Genomic DNA, 20,119 nt, shown 5'->3' with positions numbered 1-20,119 from the left:
TCCTCGCGGGCCGTCGTCGTCAATGGGTATCTGATGGCCACCATACCGAGATACTGCGCATTTCGCGATGGATAGTGGCATTAGACGACGAATTCCCTCTGTTTAGGTTGCGAATTATTGCGGATTCCGTAGCATGTGGGATGCAACGATCGAACCGGCCAGTGCATCGAGAAGAATCGGAGCCATGACCGAGCAGCCAATAGTCCTAGACAACATCTCCAAAAAGATCATCGAGGAGCTGCAGGCCGACGGCCGACGCTCATATGCCTCGGTGGGCAAAGCAGTGGGGCTCTCGGAAGCGGCGGTGCGCAACCGGGTTCAGCGCCTGGGTGAGGCAGGTGTCCTCCAGATCGTGGCGGTGACCGATCCGATGCAGGTGGGTTTTGCCCGCCAGGCGATGATCGGCATCCGTTGCACCGGAGACACCGCGGCACTGGGCGAAGCACTTGCGGAGGTCGAGGAGATCGACTACGTGGTCCTGACCGCCGGATCATTCGATGTGGTCATCGAAGTGGTCTGCGAGAACGACGAACATCTCCTCGAGGTACTGAACAAGAAGGTGCGATCGCAGCCTGGCGTGACCGGGACAGAGACCCTGGTCTACCTGAAATTGGTCAAACAACAATACAATTGGGGTACCCGATGACCGCAGTCGAGAACAACACCACCACCCTTGGCGACCGCTCGGCACGCCACCTGTGGGGCCACTTCTCCAGGCACGGCAACACGACAACACCACCGGTCATCACCCGCGGCGAGGGCGTCCGGATCTTCGACGACCGCGGCCGCAGCTACCTCGACGGCCTGTCGGGACTGTTTGTGGTGCAGGCCGGCCACGGCCGCGTCGAGCTCGCCGAGGCCGCGGCGAAGCAGGCCAAGGAACTCGCCTTCTTCCCCCTGTGGTCATACGCGACACCACCCGCCATCGAATTGGCCGAACGGCTGGCGAACTACGCGCCCGGCGACCTCAACCGGGTCTTCTTCACCACCGGTGGTGGCGAGGCCGTGGAAAGCGCATGGAAACTCGCGAAGCAGTACTTCAAGCTGACCGGAAAACCCGGCAAGCACAAGGTCATCTCGCGGTCGATCGCCTACCACGGCACTCCGCAGGGCGCGCTGGCGATCACCGGTATCCCGGCGCTCAAGGAAGCCTTCGAACCACTCACGCCAGGAGCGTTCCGGGTTCCGAACACCAACATCTACCGCGCCGGTGAACACGGCGACGACCCCAAGGAATTCGGCCTCTGGGCCGCCAACCGCATCGAAGAGGCCATCGAGTTCGAGGGACCCGACACGGTTGCCGCGGTCTTCCTCGAACCGGTGCAGAATGCCGGCGGCTGCTTCCCGCCGCCGCCCGGATACTTCCAGCGGGTTCGGGAGATCTGCGACAAGCACGACGTGTTGCTGGTCTCCGACGAGGTGATCTGCGCGTTCGGCCGGATCGGATCGATGTTCGCCTGCACCGACTTCGACTATGTCCCCGACATCATCACCTGCGCGAAGGGCATGACCTCGGGTTACTCCCCGATCGGCGCGATGATCGCCACCGATCGACTCTTCGAACCCTTCAACGACAACGCCACATCGTTTGCCCACGGTTACACCTTTGGCGGACACCCGGTTTCGGCGGCCGTCGCGTTGGCCAACCTCGACATCTTCGAGCGCGAGGGCCTCAACGACCGGGTCAAGCAACTCGCACCGGACTTCCGGCGAACGCTGGAACGATTGAATGACCTACCGATCGTCGGCGATGTCCGCGGCGAAGGTTACTTCTACGGCATCGAATTGGTGAAGGACAAGGCCACCAAGGAGACGTTCACGCCGGACGAGTCCGAGCGGGTCCTGCGCAATTTCCTTTCCACCGCATTGTTCGACGCCGGACTCTATTGCCGCGCCGACGACCGGGGTGATCCGGTGGTCCAACTCGCTCCCCCGCTCACCTGCGGGCAGGCCGAGTTCGACGAGATGGAACAGATCCTGCGATCGGTACTGACCGAGGCCTACACAAAGATCTGAGTTCACGCCGCCGGGACCGGCCGGACATGGCCGGCCCGGCGCTTCAGATCCATCCGAGATTGCGGGCCTTGAGGGCTGCCTCATACCGGTTCGAGGCACCGAGCTTCGACATCGCCGATGACAGGTAGTTACGCGTGGTGCCGACCGACAGGTGTGCGCGCGTGGCGATCTCGTCCACCGAGGAACCATCGATGGCGAACTCGAGGACGTCGGCTTCGCGTGCGGTCAGTACGGTGTCGCCGGCACTGATCGCTTCGGCGGCCAACTGTGGATCGACGTGCCGGCCACCGCCGTCGACGGTGCGGATGACTTCGGCGAGGGTGGCAGCCGAGGATGTCTTGGGCAGAAAGCCCCGCACTCCCGCGGTGAGAGCACGTTTGAGGTAGCCGGGCCGTCCGTGACTGGTGACGATCAGGATGCCGGCACCCGGAGTCAGCGCGAGAAGTTCGGTGGCGGTGTCGATGCCGTCGATCCCGGGCATCTGCAGATCGATGACGGCGACGGCAACCGGTTGGCCGTCGGCCAGGCGTTGTTGCCACATGGTGACCAGTTCTTCGCCCGACCCGACGTTCGCGACGACATCGAGATCGTCTTCGAGGTCGAGCATGGCGGCCATCGCGGTGCGGATGAGCGTTTCGTCGTCGGCCAACAGGACTGGAATCACTTTTTCTCCCACTGTATTTCGAGCATGAACATCTCTCCGCTCGTGGTGGCCTCGAGTCCGGAGCCGACGTGTGCCAGACGCTCCGACAGGCCACGGAGACCCGAGTGCCCGCGGCCATCGTCCACGGTTTCCTCGCGGGTGCCGTTGTTACGCAGAGACATTCCCGCCGCACCGATCGAGAGAGTCGCCGACGTCGCAGCCGAGTGTTTGACGATGTTGGTTGTTCCCTCTCTGACCACCCAGGCCGCCACCTCATGGAAACGTGCAGGCACCTTGGCCGGATCGCCCTCGACGACGAGCCGGCAGCCCGCCGCGGCCAGGAGTGAGCGGGCGCCCGCGACCTCACCGTCGAGGTTGATGTCGCGGTAGCCACGCACCAGATCGCGCATCGTGTCCATCGATTCGACGGCGAGCACCTTCACCTCGTCCATCTCGGCGGCTGCCCGGTCCCCGGCTCCGGCCCGTGAGAGTGTCGCGGCGAGTTCACTTTTGACGGCGATGGCGGAGAATCCGCGGCCGACCACATCGTGCAGGTCCCTGGCGAAACGCAAACGCTCTTCGGCAACCTGCAACCGGGCCTCGACGGACTTGGCGCGCTCCAGCTCATCGACCACTTCCAGACCCCACATCGTCAACAACGTGGTGGCGACGAGGAACCCACCGATGAAGAACGTGACCGCGGCCAACCGGAGCCCCACGACCGCAGACGTCCCGAAAACTGCGCCGGTGGCGATACTCACGCCGAGGACGAACCACCACCTGCCCCGCAGAAACGGAACGATAGACAGCATCGGCAGTAGTGCGGCAAAGATGCCCGCCGTACGTGCGGCGTCCAGGTCGGATTCGTCGGTGGCCAGATTGGCCACCAGGGCGCAGAACAGCCAGACCACGACCAGTACCACCGCCCCCACCGGCAGTGCCCATCGCCGCAGTGCGGCATTGGTCCAGGCCGTCAGATCGGGTTGGGTCTGCAGGGCGAGAAGCGCTGCGGCCCCGGAGATGACAATGGCCGCTGCCGACCACGGAACGTCGGCGGTGGTGACCGCCGAAACGACCATCACCCCGGCGATGGCGCTCTGGAGCGTGAGCCGGCTGTAGAGCCGGAACTTCGCAGGCCCCGACAGCTCACGCCACCAGGACGCCATCGGTGTCATCCGCGGTCGTCCCAGCGGAAGCTTGTTGCGACGATTGCCAGCGCCAACGCGGTCCATATACCCAGTGTTGCAAGTGGTTGTGCCATCTCGGCGAACGTGCCCGCGAAATCGAGCGGTGCGTCGAACTCGCCTGCGGTGGCAGACAGGCCGGCCGTACCGAGGGAGATCAGGTCGGACAGGGCTGCAAACGGTGTCCACGAGACCACGTCGCCGAGGCGATCGGGAAGGATGTCACGGATCGATTCAAGGCCGACCATCGCGATCATCATCACCGGTAAAGATGTGATCTGCGCTGCCTCCGCGTTTTTGGTGACCGCACTCGTCGCCAGTCCGAGCAGCGAGAAGACGATGATTCCGCCTGCCATCGCAACGATCAGTGCGATCGGATTGACGGGCGCGGGCGCACCGGCGCCGTAGATCACCCCGGAGACGATCACACCACCGATCACGGTGAGGATGGCACCGGGTACGGCCGGGGCCGTCTGGATCTGCCAGTCCGCTGCCTCACCCGTTCGCAGCCGCTTCAACACTCCTTCCCCACGGCGGGTGGTGACCATCGACAGCACCGAGTAGTACTGCACGAACAGAAATGCCATCAACGCGAACATCTCCAGGCCCGTGGTCGAGACCTCCGCCGTGGCACCGGATTCGTTGCGGGCGATGAAGAAGGTCGCCAGTGGGAGGGCCACCGGGAACACCGTTCCCAGCACGACAAGGGTTTTGTTGCGGACGAACTGCCGGTACTCGGCCTTCGCCAGAGCACTCAGTGGGCGCCGGCCGTAGCCGAGCGCAGTGGATGCGGTTGTGATGGTCATCGGGGTGCTCCGATCATGTCGGGGGTGGACGCCGAGGTGTCGGCCGGGTCGGCGGCGATGTCGAGGAATACCGACTCCAACGATGCGGCGCGGGCTTCCAGGCCACCGAGCTGCACGCCGCGGGCACCGGCCCAGGCCAGCAGTTCCGAAAGGTGGCCCTGCAGATCATGCGTGTACGCGGTCACCCGAGCGCCGGCATCGACCCGCGCGCCGAGTAGTGGCGGCAGGGCAGGCCCGGGGTGGTCGAAGACAATTCGCGCCGGATGCTCGTCGACGATGTCGCGAAGTGTTCCGCGGCGGGCGATCTGACCCTTGTGCATGATCGCAATCCGGTCGGCGAGCGCTTCGGCCTCGTCGAGGTAGTGGGTCGTCAGGACCATCGTGACCCCGGACGCCTTGAGATCGGCCAGCAAACGCCATGTGGCGCGACGACTTTCCGGATCGAGACCGGTGGTCGGTTCATCGAGGAACAACAACCGGGGCTGCCCCAACAACGCACAGGCGAGGTCGACCCGGCGCCTTTCACCGCCGGACAACGCTCCGACGCGCACATGGGCGCGGTCTGTGAGGTTGACCTGCGCCAGGACTTCGTCCACGGTGGTCGGATTCGAGCAGGTGCCGCGCCACATCTCCAATGTCTCGGCGACGGTCAATTCGGCAGGCAGACCACCGGACTGCAACATGATGCCCACCTGCGGGCGGACCAACTTGCGGTCCCGTCGTGGGTCGAGACCGAAGACCTCGACCTCACCGGCAGACGGTGCGGCAAGTCCTTCCAGCACGTCGAAGGTCGACGTCTTACCGGCACCGTTGGTGCCGAGCAACGCAAAGACCTCGCCCTCTGCGACATCGAGATCGATGCCCCTGACCGCCTCAAACGCGTCGTCACCCTGGCCATAGACCCGGCGCAACCCGCGGGCGGTGATCACTGCATTCATCGTTGCCCCCATTTCCGGCTGCCAACGACCCACCTGATTGCGATGGTTGCCGAAGCGACCACCGCCGCGATCAGCGAGAAGACCGCATCGGGCGCGGTGAGACCGATCACGACGGCGAGCAGGATGATCGTGAATCCGGCCACCGCGAGTTCGCGCCCACGGGTGGGCGCCGGACCGATGCGAAGCGCATCTTTCATCAGATTGCCGAAAAATGTTGCTTGCGAGTCTGTTTCGCGATGGTCAGGTGGACGGTGGTTGTAGTTGTGATGTGTTGTGTGCATGCCTTCAAGGCTCATCCACATCGACTGTCGTCACCAGTGCACACGATCATCAAAAGCCCGACGAATACACATGTCCGGGCCATGACAAATGTCATCGAAAACCAATTGATCGAGTCGAAAACCGAATGTCATGGGTGCGCGGACGAGAGAAATAGGCCAACATGTTGATCATTGCGCCGGGGGTTTGTCGGTGTCAGTGTTCGAGTGTGGACGGCTGGAACGACGAGTGAAGAACGGGGGCACCGGTTGAACGCATTGTGGGATTACATGACGTCACACCGATCTCAGTTGGTGTTCGATTCCTATCAGCATGTCAGTGCGGTGCTTCAAAGCGTTCTCATCGCGACCGTGATCGGTGTCGTGGTCGGTCTGCTCACCTATCGCAGCGACATCGCTTCCAATCTGGCCACATCGATTTCCAGCGCCATCCTGACCGTTCCGTCTTTTGCCCTGTTGGGGTTGCTCATCCCGCTCGTCGGTCTCGGTGTCATACCGTCGGTGACCGCTTTGGTGCTGTATTCGTTGCTACCGATCATCCGGAACACCATTGTCGGACTCAACAACATCGAGCCGGCACTCATCGACGCCGCCCGGGGAATTGGCATGGGCGGCTTCATCACCCTCGTCCGGGTGCAACTCCCCTTGGTGTGGCCGGCAATTCTGGCCGCGATGCGACTGAGCACGCAGATGGCCATGGGCGTGCTGGCCATCGCCGCGTACGTCAAGGGCCCGGGACTGGGCAATCTCATCTTCGCCGGCCTCGCCCGCGTCGGCAGTCCGACCGCGGTGCCGATGGCCCTGAGCGGCACCCTGCTGATCGTCGTACTCGCTCTCGCTCTCGACGCCCTCTACGTACTTCTCGGACGGCTCACAACGTCGAAAGGCATCCGATGACAGAACAGACCTCAGCGTCGAAAAGCCTGCGCTCAGCAAACCCGACCGGGGTGCAGATCACCCTCGAACACGTGTCGAAATCCTACCCGGGGTCCAAAACACCAGCGGTGGATGATGTTTCGCTGCACATCCCGGCCGGCGACATCGTCGTCTTGGTCGGGCCCTCCGGATGCGGCAAGACCACCACCATGCGGATGATCAACCGCCTCAGCGAGCCCACGTCGGGCAAGATCACCATCGGCGACAAAGATGCACTGTCGATCAAACCCACCGAGTTGAGACGCTCGATCGGCTACTCGATCCAACAGGCCGGGCTCTTCCCGCACATGACGATCCGCCAGAACGTCGGACTGGTACCGGGATTGCTCAAGTGGGACAAGAAACGTATCGCCGCCCGCGTCGAAGAGCTACTCGATCTCGTCGGTCTCGATCCGGCACAGTACGCAGGCCGCTACCCACGTCAGTTGTCCGGCGGGCAGCAGCAACGCGTCGGTGTCGCGCGGGCTCTGGCCGCGGACCCGCCCGTACTCCTGATGGACGAACCCTTCGGTGCCGTCGACCCGATCACCCGTAGCTCGCTGCAGGACGAACTCCTGCGACTGCAAAGCGAATTGGGCAAGACCATCGTCTTCGTCACCCACGACTTCAGCGAGGCGGTCAAACTCGGTGACCGCATCGCGGTACTCGGTCAGCAGTCGAAGATCCTGCAATACGACACCCCGCAGGCGATCCTCGCCAATCCCGCAGACGACACCGTGGCCGGGTTCGTTGGCACCGGTGCCTCACTACGCCAACTCGGGTTGGTCCGGGTCAAGGACATCGACCTCGAGGCCCGGGCCACCGCGCACGCCGGGGATGATATCGACGCACTCCGAGCGGAACTTGCCGCCGGCGAACACGATTGGGCCGTCATTCTCGACGACCGGGAACGCCCGGTCAGCTGGGTGCGCGAGAGTCGGCTCCGGCAGGCCCGCACCGTCGAGGAGTTCGCCGAACCGCTCGGCGAGGTGATCAGCGTGCAGGCCACCCTGCAGGACGCGCTCGAGGCGATGCTCGCCGAGGACCACGCCTCCGCAGTGGTCGCAGGCGCGGGCAACCGCTATCAGGGGGTGGTGACACTCGAGACGTTGATCTCCACCATCACCAAGCTCCGCGACACCTCATCCGCCTCGAAGACCGCCCCCGACGCCCCTGACCTACCCGACTCCCGCGACAACTCTGACAACCCCGACACCAGGGACGTCACGCCATGACCACCGCCGTCGAGACACCGCCGACCTCGATCAGCGTGGCGGACCGCCTGCGCCTGATCATCCAGCCGATCCTCGTGCTGGTCGTCGCGGTCGCCGTCATCGTCTGGGCATTCAACCGGGATCTGACCGCCACCCAGAAAGTGAACATCAACGCAGGCAACGTGAGCACACTGCTCTGGCAGCATCTGCTGATCACGATCACGGTCGCCACCATCGTGGTCCTCGCGGGAGTCCCGCTCGGGATCCTGGTCACCCGCGGCCACGCCCGCTTCTTGCGACCGCCCCTCATCGGGGTGGCGAACATCGGGCAGGCCGCGCCGGCCGTCGGTCTGCTCGTCCTGCTCTTCCTGTGGACCGGTGAGACCGGTTTCTGGATCGGCGTCCTGCCGATTGCGGTGTATTCGCTGCTGCCGGTGTTCAGCAGCACGATCCTGGGCATCGATCAGGTCGACAAGTCACTCATCGACGCCGGCCAAGGACAGGGCATGTCCGGGTCATCGATTCTCTTCCGGGTCGAATTGCCGTTGGCCGTGCCGTACATCCTCGCGGGCCTGCGTACCTCGCTGGTTCTGGCCGTCGGTACCGCGACGCTGTGCTTCCTGGTGAACGCCGGCGGTCTCGGTGTCCTCATCGACACCGGTTACAAGCTGCGGGACAACGTCACGCTGATCCTCGGCAGCGTCCTGGCGGTGTGCCTGGCGCTGCTCGTGGATTGGGTCGGCGCGATGGCCGAGTATTACCTGGGGCCGAAGGGGGTCCGAGGGTGAGCCGCCTACTCAAGCCGGTCATCGCCGCGATCGTCTGCGCGTTGCTCGCCGGTTGTGGCCTGTCGTCCGGCGGTGCCGTACCCCTCAAGATCGGCCCGGGTTCGATCACCGAGAACGAGGGTCTCAAAGGTGTTCAGATCACCGTGGGATCCAAGGAATACACCGAGCAGGTGATCCTGGGGTACATCCTCGAATTCACCCTCGTCGCGGCAGGCGCCGATGTGCGGGACATGACCGGGATCGTGGGTTCGCGCAGTACACGTGATGCGCAGATCGCCGGTCAGGTCGACGTCGCCTACGAGTTCACCGGCAATGCCTGGATCAATTATCTCGGTCACGAAAAGCCGATTGCCGACACCCGGGAACAATTCGAGGCGGTGCGCGACGAAGACCTCGAACGCAATGACATGGTGTGGCTCGAGCCTGGTCCGATGGATGACACCTATGCCTTGGCCGCCAGCCAAAAGGTGATCGACGAAACCGGCGTGACGAACCTTTCCGAGTATGCCGAGTTGGTCAAGCAAGATCCGGCCGCGGCCGCGACCTGCGTGGACACCGAGTTCCGGGCCCGCCAAGACGGATATCCGGGTATGGCCGCCGCGTACGGGTTCGATCCGGCAAAAGCCGACACCCCGATTCTTCAGGTCGGGATCATCTACCAGGCGACCTCGACCGGAACACAATGCAAGTTCGGTGAGGTGTTCACCACCGATGGTCGGATCGCCGGGCTCGGGTTGGTCGTCCTCACCGATGACAAACAGTTCTTCCCGCACTACAACCCGTCCGTGACGATGAAGGCGAGTTTTTTCGAGAAGCACCCCGAGATCGCCGAGGTGACGGCCCCGGTGACCGCAGCCCTCACCAACGAGGTGATCACCGAGCTCAACAAGCAGGTCGATGTCGACGGCAAGGATCCGGCGATCGTGGCACGGGACTGGATGATCTCCGAAGGCTTCATCACCAACGGGTGAACGTCGAAAGTGGCACCGACTTGTGTGACACCGACTTTCGATCAGGGTGCTCCTAAGGTTTCGACACTGCGGAGTTACAGCAAAACTGGAGTCATGACCGCTCTGATCGAATCTCCCGCCACCGGTACCACCACCCTGTCGGCATCCTCGAGCCTGACGGTGACCAAACTCGGTGAACATCTCGGCGCCCGGGTGGATGGTGTCCGGCTGTCCGGCGACCTCGACGCTGCAACAGTGCAGGCCATCCGCACTGTCATCGCAACGCACAAGGCGGTCATCTTCACCGGTCAGCACCATCTCGACGACATCTCGCAGTACGAGTTCGCATCACTGCTCGGTACGCCGACCAAGGCGCATCCGACCGTCCTTTCCCGGGGCGAAGACCTGCTCCCCCTCGAAGGCGCTGCCAATTCCTGGCACACCGACGTCTCCTTCGTCGACCGGATCCCCAAGATCTCCGTGTTGCGCGCCACCGTCCGTCCCACGTACGGCGGCGCCACGATGTGGGCATCCACGGTGGCCGCCTACGCCAATCTCCCGAGCCCGATGCGCGCCCTTGCCGACCAGTTGCGGACCGTTCACACCAACGACTACGACTACGCCGAACACCTCACCGTCGGCGACAGCTCGGACCCGGCGTACCGCGAAGAGTTCGTCAAGACCGTCTTTCAGACCGAACACCCGGCGGTACGGGTGCACCCCGAAACCGGTGAGCGGGCACTGACCCTCGGCCACTTCGTCAAGTCGTTCTCGGGTTTCAAGACCTCCGAGACCAGCGATCTGCTGCGGTTACTCCAGGCGCGGATCGAACGTCCCGACAACACGTTTCGCTGGAACTGGAACGCCGGTGACGTCGCAATCTGGGACAACCGTTCCACTCAGCATTACGGCGTGGCCGACTTCGGTGACCAATTCCGGCGAGTCAATCGCGTGACGCTTGCCGGCGACATACCCATCGGTGTTCATCGGGATCGGTCGACGATCATCGAGGGTGATGCGACTGGATATTCGGTAGTCGAAACACCGCGACCACTGGCGGGATGGGCGCCGGCAAGCTCGGCAAGTATTCGCGGATTTGCGGAGTCGCCGAGTTCGGGTCGTTGAAGATCGATTGATTCGAGCTGCCCCTGAGCCACAGGTGGTTCGGTATCAACTTTCTCCGTTCTGCGTCACAGGATCTCTTCGCTGTTCTGCTGAACGCTTGAGTGAAGAAACCGAGCACTCACAGTCCGTGACGAGAACTCCGTCACCGGCAATCAATCCGGCGTCAGCATGCCACCGAGGACTCGGCGCAACACAGACTCGAACATGTCACCAGACTGGTCGACGCCTGGATCCGAAAGATGGAGCGCTGCTGCAAGATACGGATGACCGCCGACCGCGGCGGTCTTGTGCAAGTACATCACCTGAGAGATTCGGCGTTCCTGTCTCGCCGTTCCGCCACCGACCTCGGCGCGCGCAAACTGCTGGACAAGGGTGTTCAGCACAGCCACCACCTGTAACTTCACCATCCCCGATACGTCGACCGTAGCCATGGCCCGAAGGGCGTACTCGAGAAAGTCGATCCCCCGCGGCCCGATGCGCATCGCTTCGACCGGAACGTCAAGCAACCACGGGTGTCTCACGTGAACGCCCTTCGCGCGGGCCGCGAGATCGGTGAGGTCGTCGATCGCCTCGCCGCGCAACGGGACATCGAGGTCGATCTCGCCGGCAGCAGCATCAACAATGAGGTCGAGCACGTCGTCATAGCCCGCCACGTACCGGTACAGAGCCGACTGACTCACCCCGAGTTTCTGAGCAATCCGGCGAGTGGAGACGACCGACAAGCCCCCCTCTTGCGCAAGTTCCATCGCCGCGGCAGCGACATCGTCGCGACTGTGCGTCGGCGCGGGCCCGCGCGTGCCGCACGAGCGTTCCCACACCGTCGTGTGCCGTTGCTCCGTCCCGGACCGTGCCACTCGTCTTCACCTTCCACTCGCGGATGTCGTCAGTAACCTACACTAAAACTGCATTCAGCGAACGCAGTAAATGGGAGGTTCAAGATGACACTCGACAATGCATGGGGACCGCGGCGATGGGCTCAGAACGGATCGGTACGTCTGGCATTCGATCAATACCGGCCCGAACTCGGCGGCACACCATTACTGATCGCCACCGGCTTGGGCGTCAACCGACACGCAGTTCCTGATGGATTCTGTGAACAACTGGCCGCGCAGGGGTTCGCTGTCGCGCGCTACGACCAGCGCGACGGCGGCGAGTCCACCCATCTGCCGCCGACGGCCGTACGAAACCCCATCGCCGCGATCCTGACCAAACGCAGTGAGGGATACACCGCCGAAGACATGGCGGACGATGCAATTGCGGTAGTCGACGAACTCGGGTGGAGCATCGTGCACATACTCGGAATCTCACTCGGCGGCGCTCTCGCGCAACGTGTCGCCCTCCGACACCCCGCCCGGGTGCGTTCCCTCACATCTATCGCGGCTGTCCCGGGCGATGTCACCGGGTTGCGAACATTCCGCTTCATCCGCTTGCGCACACTCTCCAAGTTCGCGCGCTTGAAGTTCCCTGACAACCGAGAGGGCGCAATCGACGCCGGTCTGGCCGTCGCACGACTACTCGCCTCCCCGCGCCGAGAGTTCGACGAAGCGGCAATGCGCGCACAATTGGAAAGCAATCCCGACCCCGGGATTCACGACCAACAGGCACAGAGTCGCCAGATCGGCGCCCGATGGAGTGGCCCAGCGATCACCGAGATCGCAAGTCCCACATTGGTCGTGCACGGCGAAGACGATCCGCTCATCAAAATTACTGCTGCGCATGCAATTTCGTCCAAAATACCCGGCTCGAGCACCCTTATCCTTCCCGAGGTCGGGCACGACTTACCCCCGCATGCATGGGCACCACTGGCCAAGGCAATCCGCGAACTCGCAGGCGAGAACACCAGAAAATAGGTCACCGAACAACCGATCCGTCGCGCACAGGGCGTGCGATCTCCGACACGGTGCAACATGCCCCTGCACCGCTTGACCCGAATGAGCCGACCAGGCCCCGAGGCGAAACCGGCACCGCCCTGATGGTTCCCGCTTCGGATGCCTCTCAGGCGGCCCATCTCCGCATCGCGCGCCCGATCAGTCGATTTCGAAAAGTTCAATTGGGCCGAATTGCCGCCGCACGGCGGCCCAAACAGGTCCCAACAGCGGTATCGTCCGGTGCGATGATCCGATTCACGACACGCGCCGCAGCCCTGTTGGCGGCGTCACTCCTTTTCACCGCCATCGGCAGTCCGGCGCTGTCCGGGGCCACCCCGGTGACGATCACGCCGCCGATCGGAGCGCCCGCGCCCGAGACGGTGACCGACGCGTGCCCGTACCAGACCACACCGGTGGCGCCGATCGACGAGTCCGAGGTGATTCCCGATGGGTCCACGACACCCACGCCACTGCCGGTGCCCGACCCACCGATCGGTGGTGACGAACTCGGCGGTTGCGGGGTCGTGCTGGCCGAAGGAGCCGCTCCCGCGCCCGCGGGTCTGACCGCGACCGGCTGGCTCATCGCCGACCTGACGGCCGGAACCGTGTTGGCCGCCAAGGATCCCCACGGGCGCTACCGGCCGGCCAGCACCATCAAAGTGCTCCTGTCGCTCGTGGTGTTCGACGAACTGGACCTCGACGCCACCATCACCGGCACCCAGGAAGACGACGACGTCGAAGGCGATGCCGCAGGCGTCGGACCCGGTGGCACATATACGGTGCGCGACCTGATGACCGGACTGATCCTGGTCTCGGGCAACGACTGTGCGAACGCCCTGGCCCGCGAACTGGGCGGAACCGATGCCACCGTTGCGAAGATGAACGCGATGGCGGAGCGGCTCGGCGCGAAGGACACCCGCGCGGCATCCCCGTCAGGCCTTGATGCACCGGGCATGACCACCTCCCCGTACGACGAGGCGCTGATCTTCGCGGCGGCATTGCAGAATCCTGACTTCGTCGAGATCTCACAAGAAGATCAGGCCCACTTCCCCGGCTATCCGGGCATGCCAACCGAAACGCCGGAGAACGACGGATTCTCCACCGAAACCACACCCGCAGCGGTACCGGCGGCGGATCTGGGAATCGATCTCTACAACATGAACCAATTGATGTACGACTATGAGGGAACCATTGCCGGTAAGACCGGATACACCGACGATGCCCGCAAAACCTTTGTCGGGGCGGCAGAGCGCGATGGTCGGCAGATTCTCGTGGTCCAGATGTACGGACTCAACGACAGCCCCGGATCATTCTGGCGACAGGCCGAAGCGATGCTCGATTACGGCTTCGCCCAGTCGGCTGATCAGAACATCGGCGTCCTGGTCGACGGGCCCGAGGATCTGGTGGAAGAACTCTCCGAATCCGACTCCCCCGGCACCGGCGCCGGCGGCGACATCGCATCGGCCGACGGACTTCCATCCGATTCCACGTCGGTCACTGCCAAGCTGATCATCGGGCTGGTGGGCATGCTGATCGTGGTGGCACTGGTTTATGCCGGGCTGCGCTTGAACAAGCGCTCCTGAGTTCCGCCTCCGGACCGAAATCGCCGGTGACGTCAGCGCTTGCGCCGTGTCGCGGCCGAAATACCCAACGCCGCAACCACACCGGCACCGACAGCTGCCACCGCACCACGCCCGGAGAGTCCTTCGCGGACCACGACCCGCGGGCTGATGACCACCGAATCCGGTACCGATGTCGGCTCGTACTTGCGGTTGCGTGGATCGGTGGCCGCCCAAGCGGTGGCGAACAGGATGATCCGGGTGGTGATGAAGGCAAAAACCATGATGCCCAGAATCGGCCCGAAGGTGGCTCCGGCAGGGCCGCTCACCACGGACTTGAGGTAGAAGCTCGCCACCTGTTTGAAGACCTCGAACACCACGGCGGTGAGCAATCCGGCCTTCCACGCGTTGCGCAACGGTAGTGCCACCCGGGGCAGTTTCGCGATCACCCAGGTGAACAGCAACCATGACGCCAGGATCGAGAGCACCACGGAAACCGCCCGAACCGCCCATGACACCCCTGGGAGGTCATCGACGGTCAGCCATTCCAGAATCTGATGGACCAGACTGCTACTGGACAGCGCCGACAGCGAAAAGGTGACGATCATGGCCAGGAAGAGGCCGAGGAGGGCACCGAGATCGGACAACTTGGTCTTCACGATGCCAGGCGATTCGGGTTCTGAACCCCACTGCACGGTCAGCGCGTTGCGCAGGTTCGCCATCCACCCGAGACCGGCATAGAGGGCGATCAGCAGACCCAGGACACCGATCGTGGCGCGCGACTCGATGGCCTGGTCCATCAGATCGGTGAGCTGCTCACCCATGCTGCCGTCCGCGGAATCGGCGATCTTGTCCTTTGCCTTGTCGAGTAACTCCTCGTTGTTGGCGAACACGAAACCGGCGACGGCAAACCCGATCATCAACAGTGGGAAAAGCGCGAAGACACTGAAGTACGTGGCCCCGGCGGCGAAGTAGTCACCCTTGGAACCCTGATACCGCGTCGCCGCCTCCATGAGGTGGTTGAACCATGGATATCGTGCGCGCTGTTTATCGAGAAACGACGGCTTGTCGGCCGCACCGGGCGTGGTGATCACACCCGGTTTGTGTGCGTCCTGGCCGTGATCGGATGCCCGTGGCTTGAGCTTTGTACCGGCGCGAGCCTGTGGCATGTCGTTCCCCGTTCGGTGTGTCAGTCGAGCGGCACTGGCGCTACAAATCCCACCTTGTCATAGACGGTTGCCAACGTTCGCGAAGCCACTTCACGAGCCGTCTGCGCACCCGCGGCCAGAATCTGATCGAGCTGAGCCGGATCTGCCAGCAGTTCATCGAAACGGGCCCGCAACGGAATCACGAACTCGGTCAACGCCTCGGCCGTGTCGACCTTGAGCTGGCCGTAACCCTGGCCGTCGTATCCGGCGACGAGGTCGTCCACCGACTTACCGCTCAGCGCCGACAGGATCGTCAGCAAGTTGCTCACACCCGGCTTCTCCTCACGGTCGAAGATGATCTCCCGGCCGTTGTCGGTGACCGCCGAACGAAGTTTCTTCGCCGACCGTTTCGGGTCATCGAGCAGATTGATCAGACCGGAATCGGACTCGGCCGACTTGCTCATCTTCGCCGACGGGTTCTGCAGGTCATAGATCTTCGCGGTCTCGGTGACGATGTACGCCTCCGGAACAATGAACGTCTTGCCGAACCGAGAGTTGAAGCGCTGGGCCAGATTTCGGGTCAGTTCCAGGTGCTGACGCTGGTCCTCGCCCACCGGCACCTGATCGACCTGGAACGTGAGGATGTCGGCGGCCATCAGGATCGGGTAGGTGAACAATCCGACGCTCGCGTGATCGGTGCCCTGTTTGGCCGACTTGTCCTTGAACTGGGTCATCCGGCCGGCTTCGCCGAAACCGGTGAGGCACGAGAGCACCCACGTCAATTGAGCGATCTGGGGCACATGCGACTGCAGGTAGATGGTCGAGCGTGCCGGATCGACACCGAGAGCCAGCAGCTGGGCAACGCTGCGCCGCGAGCGATCGCGCAACGCCTTGGGGTCGTGCGCGGTGGTGATGGCATGCATGTCCGGGATGAAGTAGAACGCCTGCTCGAACTCGTCCTGCAACCTCACCCACTGCTGCACCGCACCCAGGTAGTTCCCGAGATGGAAGGAGTCACTGGTGGGCTGGATACCCGACAGGACTCTCTTGCGCCGGGCGGGCTTGGTTTCGGTTACCGATTCACTCACGGACGAATTCTCTCATCCGGGCGCCACCGCATTTCACACACCGCACCCGCACGCTCCGGGCGGCACGCCTCTCAGGCGTACTCCACGGTGACCGGCGCATGGTCTGACCACCGCAGATCGTAGGCACCGGCACGATCGACCCAGGACTTCGTCGCCGTGGCGGCCATCGTCTTGTTGGCCAGCTGATAGTCGATCCGCCAGCCCGAGTCGTTGTCGAATGCCTTGCCGCGCCAGCTCCACCACGAGTACGGCCCGGCGACCTCACCGGCGAGATCACGGGCGACGTCACGCCATCCGGTCTCCAGTACCCCGGCCACCCACGCGCGTTCTTCCGGCAGGAAGCCGGGGTTCTTCACGTTGCCCTTGGCGTTCTTCAGATCCAGGGCGGTGGGTGCGATGTTCCAGTCGCCGCCGACCACCACACCCCGGCGCTTCCGGCCGAGTGCGCCCAGGTGCGCTCCGAACTCGTCGAGAAAACGGAACTTCGCCTCGCGCTTGGGACCGTCACCGGCGCCCTTGGGTAGATACAGACTGGCCACGGTCAGCGTTCCGAAATCTGCTTCGATATAGCGCCCGGTGTCGTCGAACTCATCGCTGCCGAAACCTTTGCGAACCTTGTCCGGCTTGGTGCGGGAGAGGATCGCCACCCCTGAATGGCCCTTCACCGACGACTCGTGCAGGCTCAGGAACCAACCGTCGTCCAGCGCCGGGGCCAGCGCCTCGACGACCTGCTCCTCGGTGGCCCTGGTCTCCTGGAGCAGGACATGGTCGGTGGTGGTTTCACGCAGCCACGGGATCAGCCCCAGATTGCGCTCCGAGCGGTGCTTCACAGCGGCGCGAATGCCGTTTACGTTGATCGTCGTCACGATTGTGGTCACGTCGGGCGAGCCTACGTGCGTCCTGTGACAGCGAATTTGCGGGCGTACAGCACCGCCAGCCCGAGGACCGCGAGGCCGGCGATGGCCAGCCCGGCACCGAGCACCGACGGTGCCCGGTATCCGTATCCGGCCGCGATCACCAGCCCGCCCATCCACGCACCACCAGCATTGGCGATGTTCAGTGCCGAGTGGTTCAACGCCGCGGCCAGGGTCTGCGCGTCCTCGGCGACATCCATCAGCCGGATCTGCAGCGCCGGGGTCAGCGCAACGCCGGTCAATCCGATGAAGAAGGTCAGGATCAGCGCGGCCCACGGATTACTCGCCAGCAGGGCAAACCCGGTCAGTGCGATCACGATGGAGACCAGACTGATGAGTATCGCCTTGACCACACCACGATCGGCAAGCACACCACCGAGGATGTTGCCTGCCACCATGCCCAGACCGAAGAGCATCAGGGCAAACGGGACGAGGGATTCGGAGACGCCCGACACACTGGTCAGCGTGGTGCTGATGTAGGTGTAGAACGCGAACATCCCGCCGAATCCGACGATGCCGATGAGGAGCGCGAACCACACCTGCGGCCGTTTCAGAGCGCCGAGTTCGGTCATCGGATTGGTGATCTTCATGTCCGACAGTGCCGGCAGGAATCTGAACAGAGCCCCGATCGTCAACAAGCCGATCACGGCCACCACCACAAACGCGGCCCGCCAGCCGAGCGCGCCACCGAGCCATGTCGCCGCAGGCACTCCGACAACGTTGGCAACGCTCAGTCCGATCATCACCTGGCCCACTGCCTTTGCCCGGGACTCACGACCAGCCAAATGGGCGGCCACGAGGGCTGCAACACCGAAGTAGGCGCCGTGGGGCAGTCCGGCGACGAAGCGGGCGAGCATCAACATGCCGTAGTTCTGGGCGAACACGGTGGCGACATTGCCGACGGTGAAGGCGACCATCAGCGCAATCAGCAAGGTGCGTCGTGACATTCGCGCGGTCAGTGCCGCAATTGTAGGAGCGCCCACCACAACACCGAGCGCGTAGGCGGAGATCACGTGCGCGGCCGTCGGTTCACTGGTTCCCAGTGAATCGGCGATGTCCGGCAGCAGCCCCATCGCGACGAACTCGGTGGTACCGATGCCGAACGCGCCGAGCGACAACGCCAGAATGGCGGTCCGTCTACTGTTCCGCACCACCCCCGAGGATTCGGGGGCGACGGTGCTGACTGCGGACATGTTCGAACCTCTCGAAGACGATCGGGGGTGATCGGGGTGATCGGGGGCAACGGCGATACTGCTGGGGGTTCTTCAACCGGCGTAGCTACGGTGTCAACCGGCAGAGGTCACGAGTCATTCCGGGATCGGACGTGAATTGACCCACAGGACGACAATCCGCCAACGACGTCCGCCGCGGATTCCGATGCGATTTTCGGCCGGTCAGCCGGCCTTGATGGCCGCCTCGAGGTTCTCATCAAGTGCCCCAAGGAATTCCTCGGTGGTCTGGTACGCCTGGTCGCCGCCGACCAAGAGCGCGAGATCCTTGGTCATCTTGCCGCTCTCGACCGTCTCGATGACAACGTCCTCGAGTTTCTGGGCGAACTCACGCACCTCAGGGGTGTTGTCGAGCTTGCCACGATGATCGAGACCGCGCGTCCACGCAAAGATCGACGCGATCGGGTTGGTCGAGGTCGGCTTGCCCTGCTGGTGCTGACGGAAGTGCCGGGTGACGGTGCCGTGCGCGGCCTCCGCCTCGCAGACGCTGCCATCCGGTGTCATCAGGACAGAGGTCATCAGGCCCAGCGAACCGTATCCCTGGGCCACGGTGTCCGACTGCACATCGCCGTCGTAGTTCTTGCAGGCCCAGACATATCCACCCTCCCACTTGAGGCTGGAGGCCACCATGTCGTCGATGAGCCGGTGCTCGTAATGGATTCCGGCAGCGTCGAATTCAGCCTTGAACTCGGTGTCGAAGACATGCTGGAAGATGTCTTTGAACGCTCCGTCATAGGCCTTGAGGATGGTGTTCTTGGTCGACAGGTACACCGGGTAGTTGCGCTGCAGACCGTAGTTCAGCGATGCCCGCGCGAAGTCTTCGATGGACTTGTTGAAGTTGTACATACCCATCACGACGCCACCCTCTTCGGGCATCTGAACGATCTCGTGCTCGATCGGCGCGGAGCCGTCGTCCGGGGTGAACGTGATGGTGACCTTGCCCGCGGTGGCAACCTTGAAATCGGTCGCACGGTACTGGTCACCGAACGCGTGGCGACCGACGATGACCGGCTTGGTCCACCCCGGGACCAGTCGCGGGACGTTGGAGATGATGATCGGAGCACGGAAGATCGTGCCGCCCAGTATGTTTCGAATGGTGCCGTTGGGTGAGCGCCACATCTTCTTCAGGCCGAACTCTTCGACCCGGGCTTCGTCGGGGGTGATGGTGGCGCACTTGACGCCGACACCGTGTTCGAGGATGGCGTACGCCGAATCGATGGTGACCTGGTCGTCGGTACGGTCACGTTCCTCGATGCCGAGGTCGTAATACTCCAGGTTCAGATCGAGGTAGGGGTGGATCAGCTTCTCTTTGATGAACTGCCAGATGATGCGGGTCATCTCGTCCCCGTCCAGTTCTACGACCGTTCCTTCGACCTTGATCTTGCCCATATGGCTACGCGTCCTCCTCGACGATGTGGGCCCTGCTTCGGGCGCCGCCTCGTGCGCCGGCGCGCGC

At 63.4% G+C, this 20,119-nt stretch carries 20 protein-coding genes; 9 read left to right on the top strand and 11 right to left on the bottom strand.

Going from position 1 to position 20,119, the window contains the following annotated elements:
• Nucleotides 1-184 precede the first annotated feature (184 nt).
• Nucleotides 185-646 carry an Lrp/AsnC family transcriptional regulator gene (locus AC56PL_RS22690; protein WP_482138426.1) on the top strand — a complete coding sequence of 154 codons (462 nt, stop codon included), beginning with the start codon at nucleotides 185-187 and terminating at the stop codon, nucleotides 644-646.
• Nucleotides 643-2,016 (top strand): aspartate aminotransferase family protein, encoded by a 1,374-nt coding sequence (locus AC56PL_RS22685; RefSeq protein WP_495517862.1) that lies wholly within the window; start codon nucleotides 643-645, stop codon nucleotides 2,014-2,016. The genes AC56PL_RS22690 and AC56PL_RS22685 overlap by 4 nt, the downstream gene beginning before the upstream one ends.
• A 43-nt stretch (nucleotides 2,017-2,059) precedes the next feature.
• Here AC56PL_RS22685 and AC56PL_RS22680 read toward each other — a convergent pair whose 3' ends face one another.
• Genes AC56PL_RS22680 through AC56PL_RS22660 form a run of 5 tightly spaced genes read right to left on the bottom strand, consistent with a single transcriptional unit; the run spans nucleotide 2,060 to nucleotide 5,868 of the window.
• On the bottom strand, nucleotides 2,060-2,680 hold the full coding sequence (locus AC56PL_RS22680) for a response regulator (RefSeq protein ID WP_495517863.1): 621 nt from the start codon (nucleotides 2,678-2,680) through the stop codon (nucleotides 2,060-2,062).
• Nucleotides 2,677-3,891 (bottom strand): sensor histidine kinase, encoded by a 1,215-nt coding sequence (locus tag AC56PL_RS22675; protein WP_497155209.1) that lies wholly within the window; start codon nucleotides 3,889-3,891, stop codon nucleotides 2,677-2,679. Before AC56PL_RS22675 ends, AC56PL_RS22680 begins: the two co-directional genes overlap by 4 nt.
• Nucleotides 3,831-4,649 carry an ABC transporter permease gene (locus tag AC56PL_RS22670; protein WP_497155208.1) on the bottom strand — a complete coding sequence of 273 codons (819 nt, stop codon included), beginning with the start codon at nucleotides 4,647-4,649 and terminating at the stop codon, nucleotides 3,831-3,833. Before AC56PL_RS22670 ends, AC56PL_RS22675 begins: the two co-directional genes overlap by 61 nt.
• On the bottom strand, nucleotides 4,646-5,587 hold the full coding sequence (locus AC56PL_RS22665) for an ABC transporter ATP-binding protein (RefSeq protein WP_497155207.1): 942 nt from the start codon (nucleotides 5,585-5,587) through the stop codon (nucleotides 4,646-4,648). The genes AC56PL_RS22670 and AC56PL_RS22665 overlap by 4 nt, the downstream gene beginning before the upstream one ends.
• Entirely contained in the window at nucleotides 5,584-5,868 is a 285-nt protein-coding gene (locus AC56PL_RS22660) for a hypothetical protein (RefSeq protein ID WP_497155206.1), read from the bottom strand. The genes AC56PL_RS22665 and AC56PL_RS22660 overlap by 4 nt, the downstream gene beginning before the upstream one ends.
• 246 nt (nucleotides 5,869-6,114) lie before the next feature.
• Here AC56PL_RS22660 and AC56PL_RS22655 point away from each other — a divergent pair, with 246 nt between their 5' ends.
• The 5 genes from AC56PL_RS22655 to AC56PL_RS22635 all read left to right on the top strand — a co-directional run bounded on the left by AC56PL_RS22655 (nucleotide 6,115) and on the right by AC56PL_RS22635 (nucleotide 10,857).
• Nucleotides 6,115-6,762, top strand: a complete 648-nt coding sequence (locus tag AC56PL_RS22655; RefSeq protein ID WP_495517868.1) for an ABC transporter permease subunit — start codon at nucleotides 6,115-6,117, stop codon at nucleotides 6,760-6,762.
• The gene (locus tag AC56PL_RS22650; protein ID WP_497155205.1) at nucleotides 6,759-8,015 is read left to right on the top strand and encodes an ABC transporter ATP-binding protein; all 1,257 of its coding nucleotides are present in this window, start codon (nucleotides 6,759-6,761) and stop codon (nucleotides 8,013-8,015) included. The genes AC56PL_RS22655 and AC56PL_RS22650 overlap by 4 nt, the downstream gene beginning before the upstream one ends.
• Nucleotides 8,012-8,782, top strand: a complete 771-nt coding sequence (locus tag AC56PL_RS22645) for an ABC transporter permease (protein WP_497155204.1) — start codon at nucleotides 8,012-8,014, stop codon at nucleotides 8,780-8,782. Before AC56PL_RS22650 ends, AC56PL_RS22645 begins: the two co-directional genes overlap by 4 nt.
• Nucleotides 8,779-9,753: a glycine betaine ABC transporter substrate-binding protein gene (locus tag AC56PL_RS22640; protein ID WP_497155203.1), complete on the top strand. Its 975-nt coding sequence runs from the start codon at nucleotides 8,779-8,781 to the stop codon at nucleotides 9,751-9,753. The genes AC56PL_RS22645 and AC56PL_RS22640 overlap by 4 nt, the downstream gene beginning before the upstream one ends.
• 93 nt (nucleotides 9,754-9,846) lie before the next feature.
• The gene (locus tag AC56PL_RS22635) at nucleotides 9,847-10,857 is read left to right on the top strand and encodes a TauD/TfdA dioxygenase family protein (RefSeq protein ID WP_497155202.1); all 1,011 of its coding nucleotides are present in this window, start codon (nucleotides 9,847-9,849) and stop codon (nucleotides 10,855-10,857) included.
• A gap of 152 nt (nucleotides 10,858-11,009) precedes the next feature.
• Here AC56PL_RS22635 and AC56PL_RS22630 read toward each other — a convergent pair whose 3' ends face one another.
• Nucleotides 11,010-11,711 (bottom strand): TetR/AcrR family transcriptional regulator, encoded by a 702-nt coding sequence (locus tag AC56PL_RS22630; RefSeq protein ID WP_497155201.1) that lies wholly within the window; start codon nucleotides 11,709-11,711, stop codon nucleotides 11,010-11,012.
• An 84-nt stretch (nucleotides 11,712-11,795) separates the two neighbouring features.
• Here AC56PL_RS22630 and AC56PL_RS22625 point away from each other — a divergent pair, with 84 nt between their 5' ends.
• Complete coding sequence (locus AC56PL_RS22625; RefSeq protein ID WP_497155200.1) at nucleotides 11,796-12,707, top strand: alpha/beta fold hydrolase; 912 nt, start codon at nucleotides 11,796-11,798, stop codon at nucleotides 12,705-12,707.
• Between the two features lie 263 nt (nucleotides 12,708-12,970).
• Nucleotides 12,971-14,308 carry a D-alanyl-D-alanine carboxypeptidase family protein gene (locus AC56PL_RS22620; RefSeq protein WP_497155199.1) on the top strand — a complete coding sequence of 446 codons (1,338 nt, stop codon included), beginning with the start codon at nucleotides 12,971-12,973 and terminating at the stop codon, nucleotides 14,306-14,308.
• A 32-nt stretch (nucleotides 14,309-14,340) separates the two neighbouring features.
• Here AC56PL_RS22620 and yhjD read toward each other — a convergent pair whose 3' ends face one another.
• The 5 genes from yhjD to AC56PL_RS22595 form a co-directional block, all read right to left on the bottom strand.
• The gene (gene yhjD / locus AC56PL_RS22615) at nucleotides 14,341-15,453 is read right to left on the bottom strand and encodes an inner membrane protein YhjD (protein ID WP_497155198.1); all 1,113 of its coding nucleotides are present in this window, start codon (nucleotides 15,451-15,453) and stop codon (nucleotides 14,341-14,343) included.
• Nucleotides 15,454-15,473: 20 nt separating this feature from the next.
• Nucleotides 15,474-16,520: a tryptophan--tRNA ligase gene (gene trpS, locus AC56PL_RS22610; protein ID WP_495517877.1), complete on the bottom strand. Its 1,047-nt coding sequence runs from the start codon at nucleotides 16,518-16,520 to the stop codon at nucleotides 15,474-15,476.
• 71 nt (nucleotides 16,521-16,591) lie between these two features.
• Nucleotides 16,592-17,398 carry an exodeoxyribonuclease III gene (locus AC56PL_RS22605; RefSeq protein ID WP_497155197.1) on the bottom strand — a complete coding sequence of 269 codons (807 nt, stop codon included), beginning with the start codon at nucleotides 17,396-17,398 and terminating at the stop codon, nucleotides 16,592-16,594.
• A gap of 11 nt (nucleotides 17,399-17,409) precedes the next feature.
• Nucleotides 17,410-18,627: an MFS transporter gene (locus AC56PL_RS22600; RefSeq protein WP_495517879.1), complete on the bottom strand. Its 1,218-nt coding sequence runs from the start codon at nucleotides 18,625-18,627 to the stop codon at nucleotides 17,410-17,412.
• A 201-nt stretch (nucleotides 18,628-18,828) separates the two neighbouring features.
• The gene (locus AC56PL_RS22595) at nucleotides 18,829-20,052 is read right to left on the bottom strand and encodes an NADP-dependent isocitrate dehydrogenase (RefSeq protein ID WP_495517880.1); all 1,224 of its coding nucleotides are present in this window, start codon (nucleotides 20,050-20,052) and stop codon (nucleotides 18,829-18,831) included.
• Between the last annotated feature and the right edge of the window lie 67 nt (nucleotides 20,053-20,119).

This window comes from Williamsia sp. Y721, from assembly GCF_059683565.1.
This window is presented reverse-complemented; position numbering and strand designations above follow the sequence as displayed.

Coding starts and splice junctions, on each gene's coding strand:
- AC56PL_RS22635 (WP_497155202.1), top strand. CDS start 9,847: ATGACCGCTCTGATCGAATCTCCCGCCACCGGTACCACCACCCTGTCG.
- AC56PL_RS22620 (WP_497155199.1), top strand. CDS start 12,971: ATGATCCGATTCACGACACGCGCCGCAGCCCTGTTGGCGGCGTCACTC.
- AC56PL_RS22660 (WP_497155206.1), bottom strand. CDS start 5,868: ATGCACACAACACATCACAACTACAACCACCGTCCACCTGACCATCGC.
- AC56PL_RS22675 (WP_497155209.1), bottom strand. CDS start 3,891: ATGGACCGCGTTGGCGCTGGCAATCGTCGCAACAAGCTTCCGCTGGGA.
- AC56PL_RS22650 (WP_497155205.1), top strand. CDS start 6,759: ATGACAGAACAGACCTCAGCGTCGAAAAGCCTGCGCTCAGCAAACCCG.
- AC56PL_RS22665 (WP_497155207.1), bottom strand. CDS start 5,587: ATGAATGCAGTGATCACCGCCCGCGGGTTGCGCCGGGTCTATGGCCAG.
- AC56PL_RS22670 (WP_497155208.1), bottom strand. CDS start 4,649: ATGACCATCACAACCGCATCCACTGCGCTCGGCTACGGCCGGCGCCCA.
- AC56PL_RS22690 (WP_482138426.1), top strand. CDS start 185: ATGACCGAGCAGCCAATAGTCCTAGACAACATCTCCAAAAAGATCATC.
- AC56PL_RS22600 (WP_495517879.1), bottom strand. CDS start 18,627: ATGTCCGCAGTCAGCACCGTCGCCCCCGAATCCTCGGGGGTGGTGCGG.
- AC56PL_RS22625 (WP_497155200.1), top strand. CDS start 11,796: ATGACACTCGACAATGCATGGGGACCGCGGCGATGGGCTCAGAACGGA.
- yhjD (WP_497155198.1), bottom strand. CDS start 15,453: ATGCCACAGGCTCGCGCCGGTACAAAGCTCAAGCCACGGGCATCCGAT.
- AC56PL_RS22645 (WP_497155204.1), top strand. CDS start 8,012: ATGACCACCGCCGTCGAGACACCGCCGACCTCGATCAGCGTGGCGGAC.
- AC56PL_RS22685 (WP_495517862.1), top strand. CDS start 643: ATGACCGCAGTCGAGAACAACACCACCACCCTTGGCGACCGCTCGGCA.
- AC56PL_RS22595 (WP_495517880.1), bottom strand. CDS start 20,052: ATGGGCAAGATCAAGGTCGAAGGAACGGTCGTAGAACTGGACGGGGAC.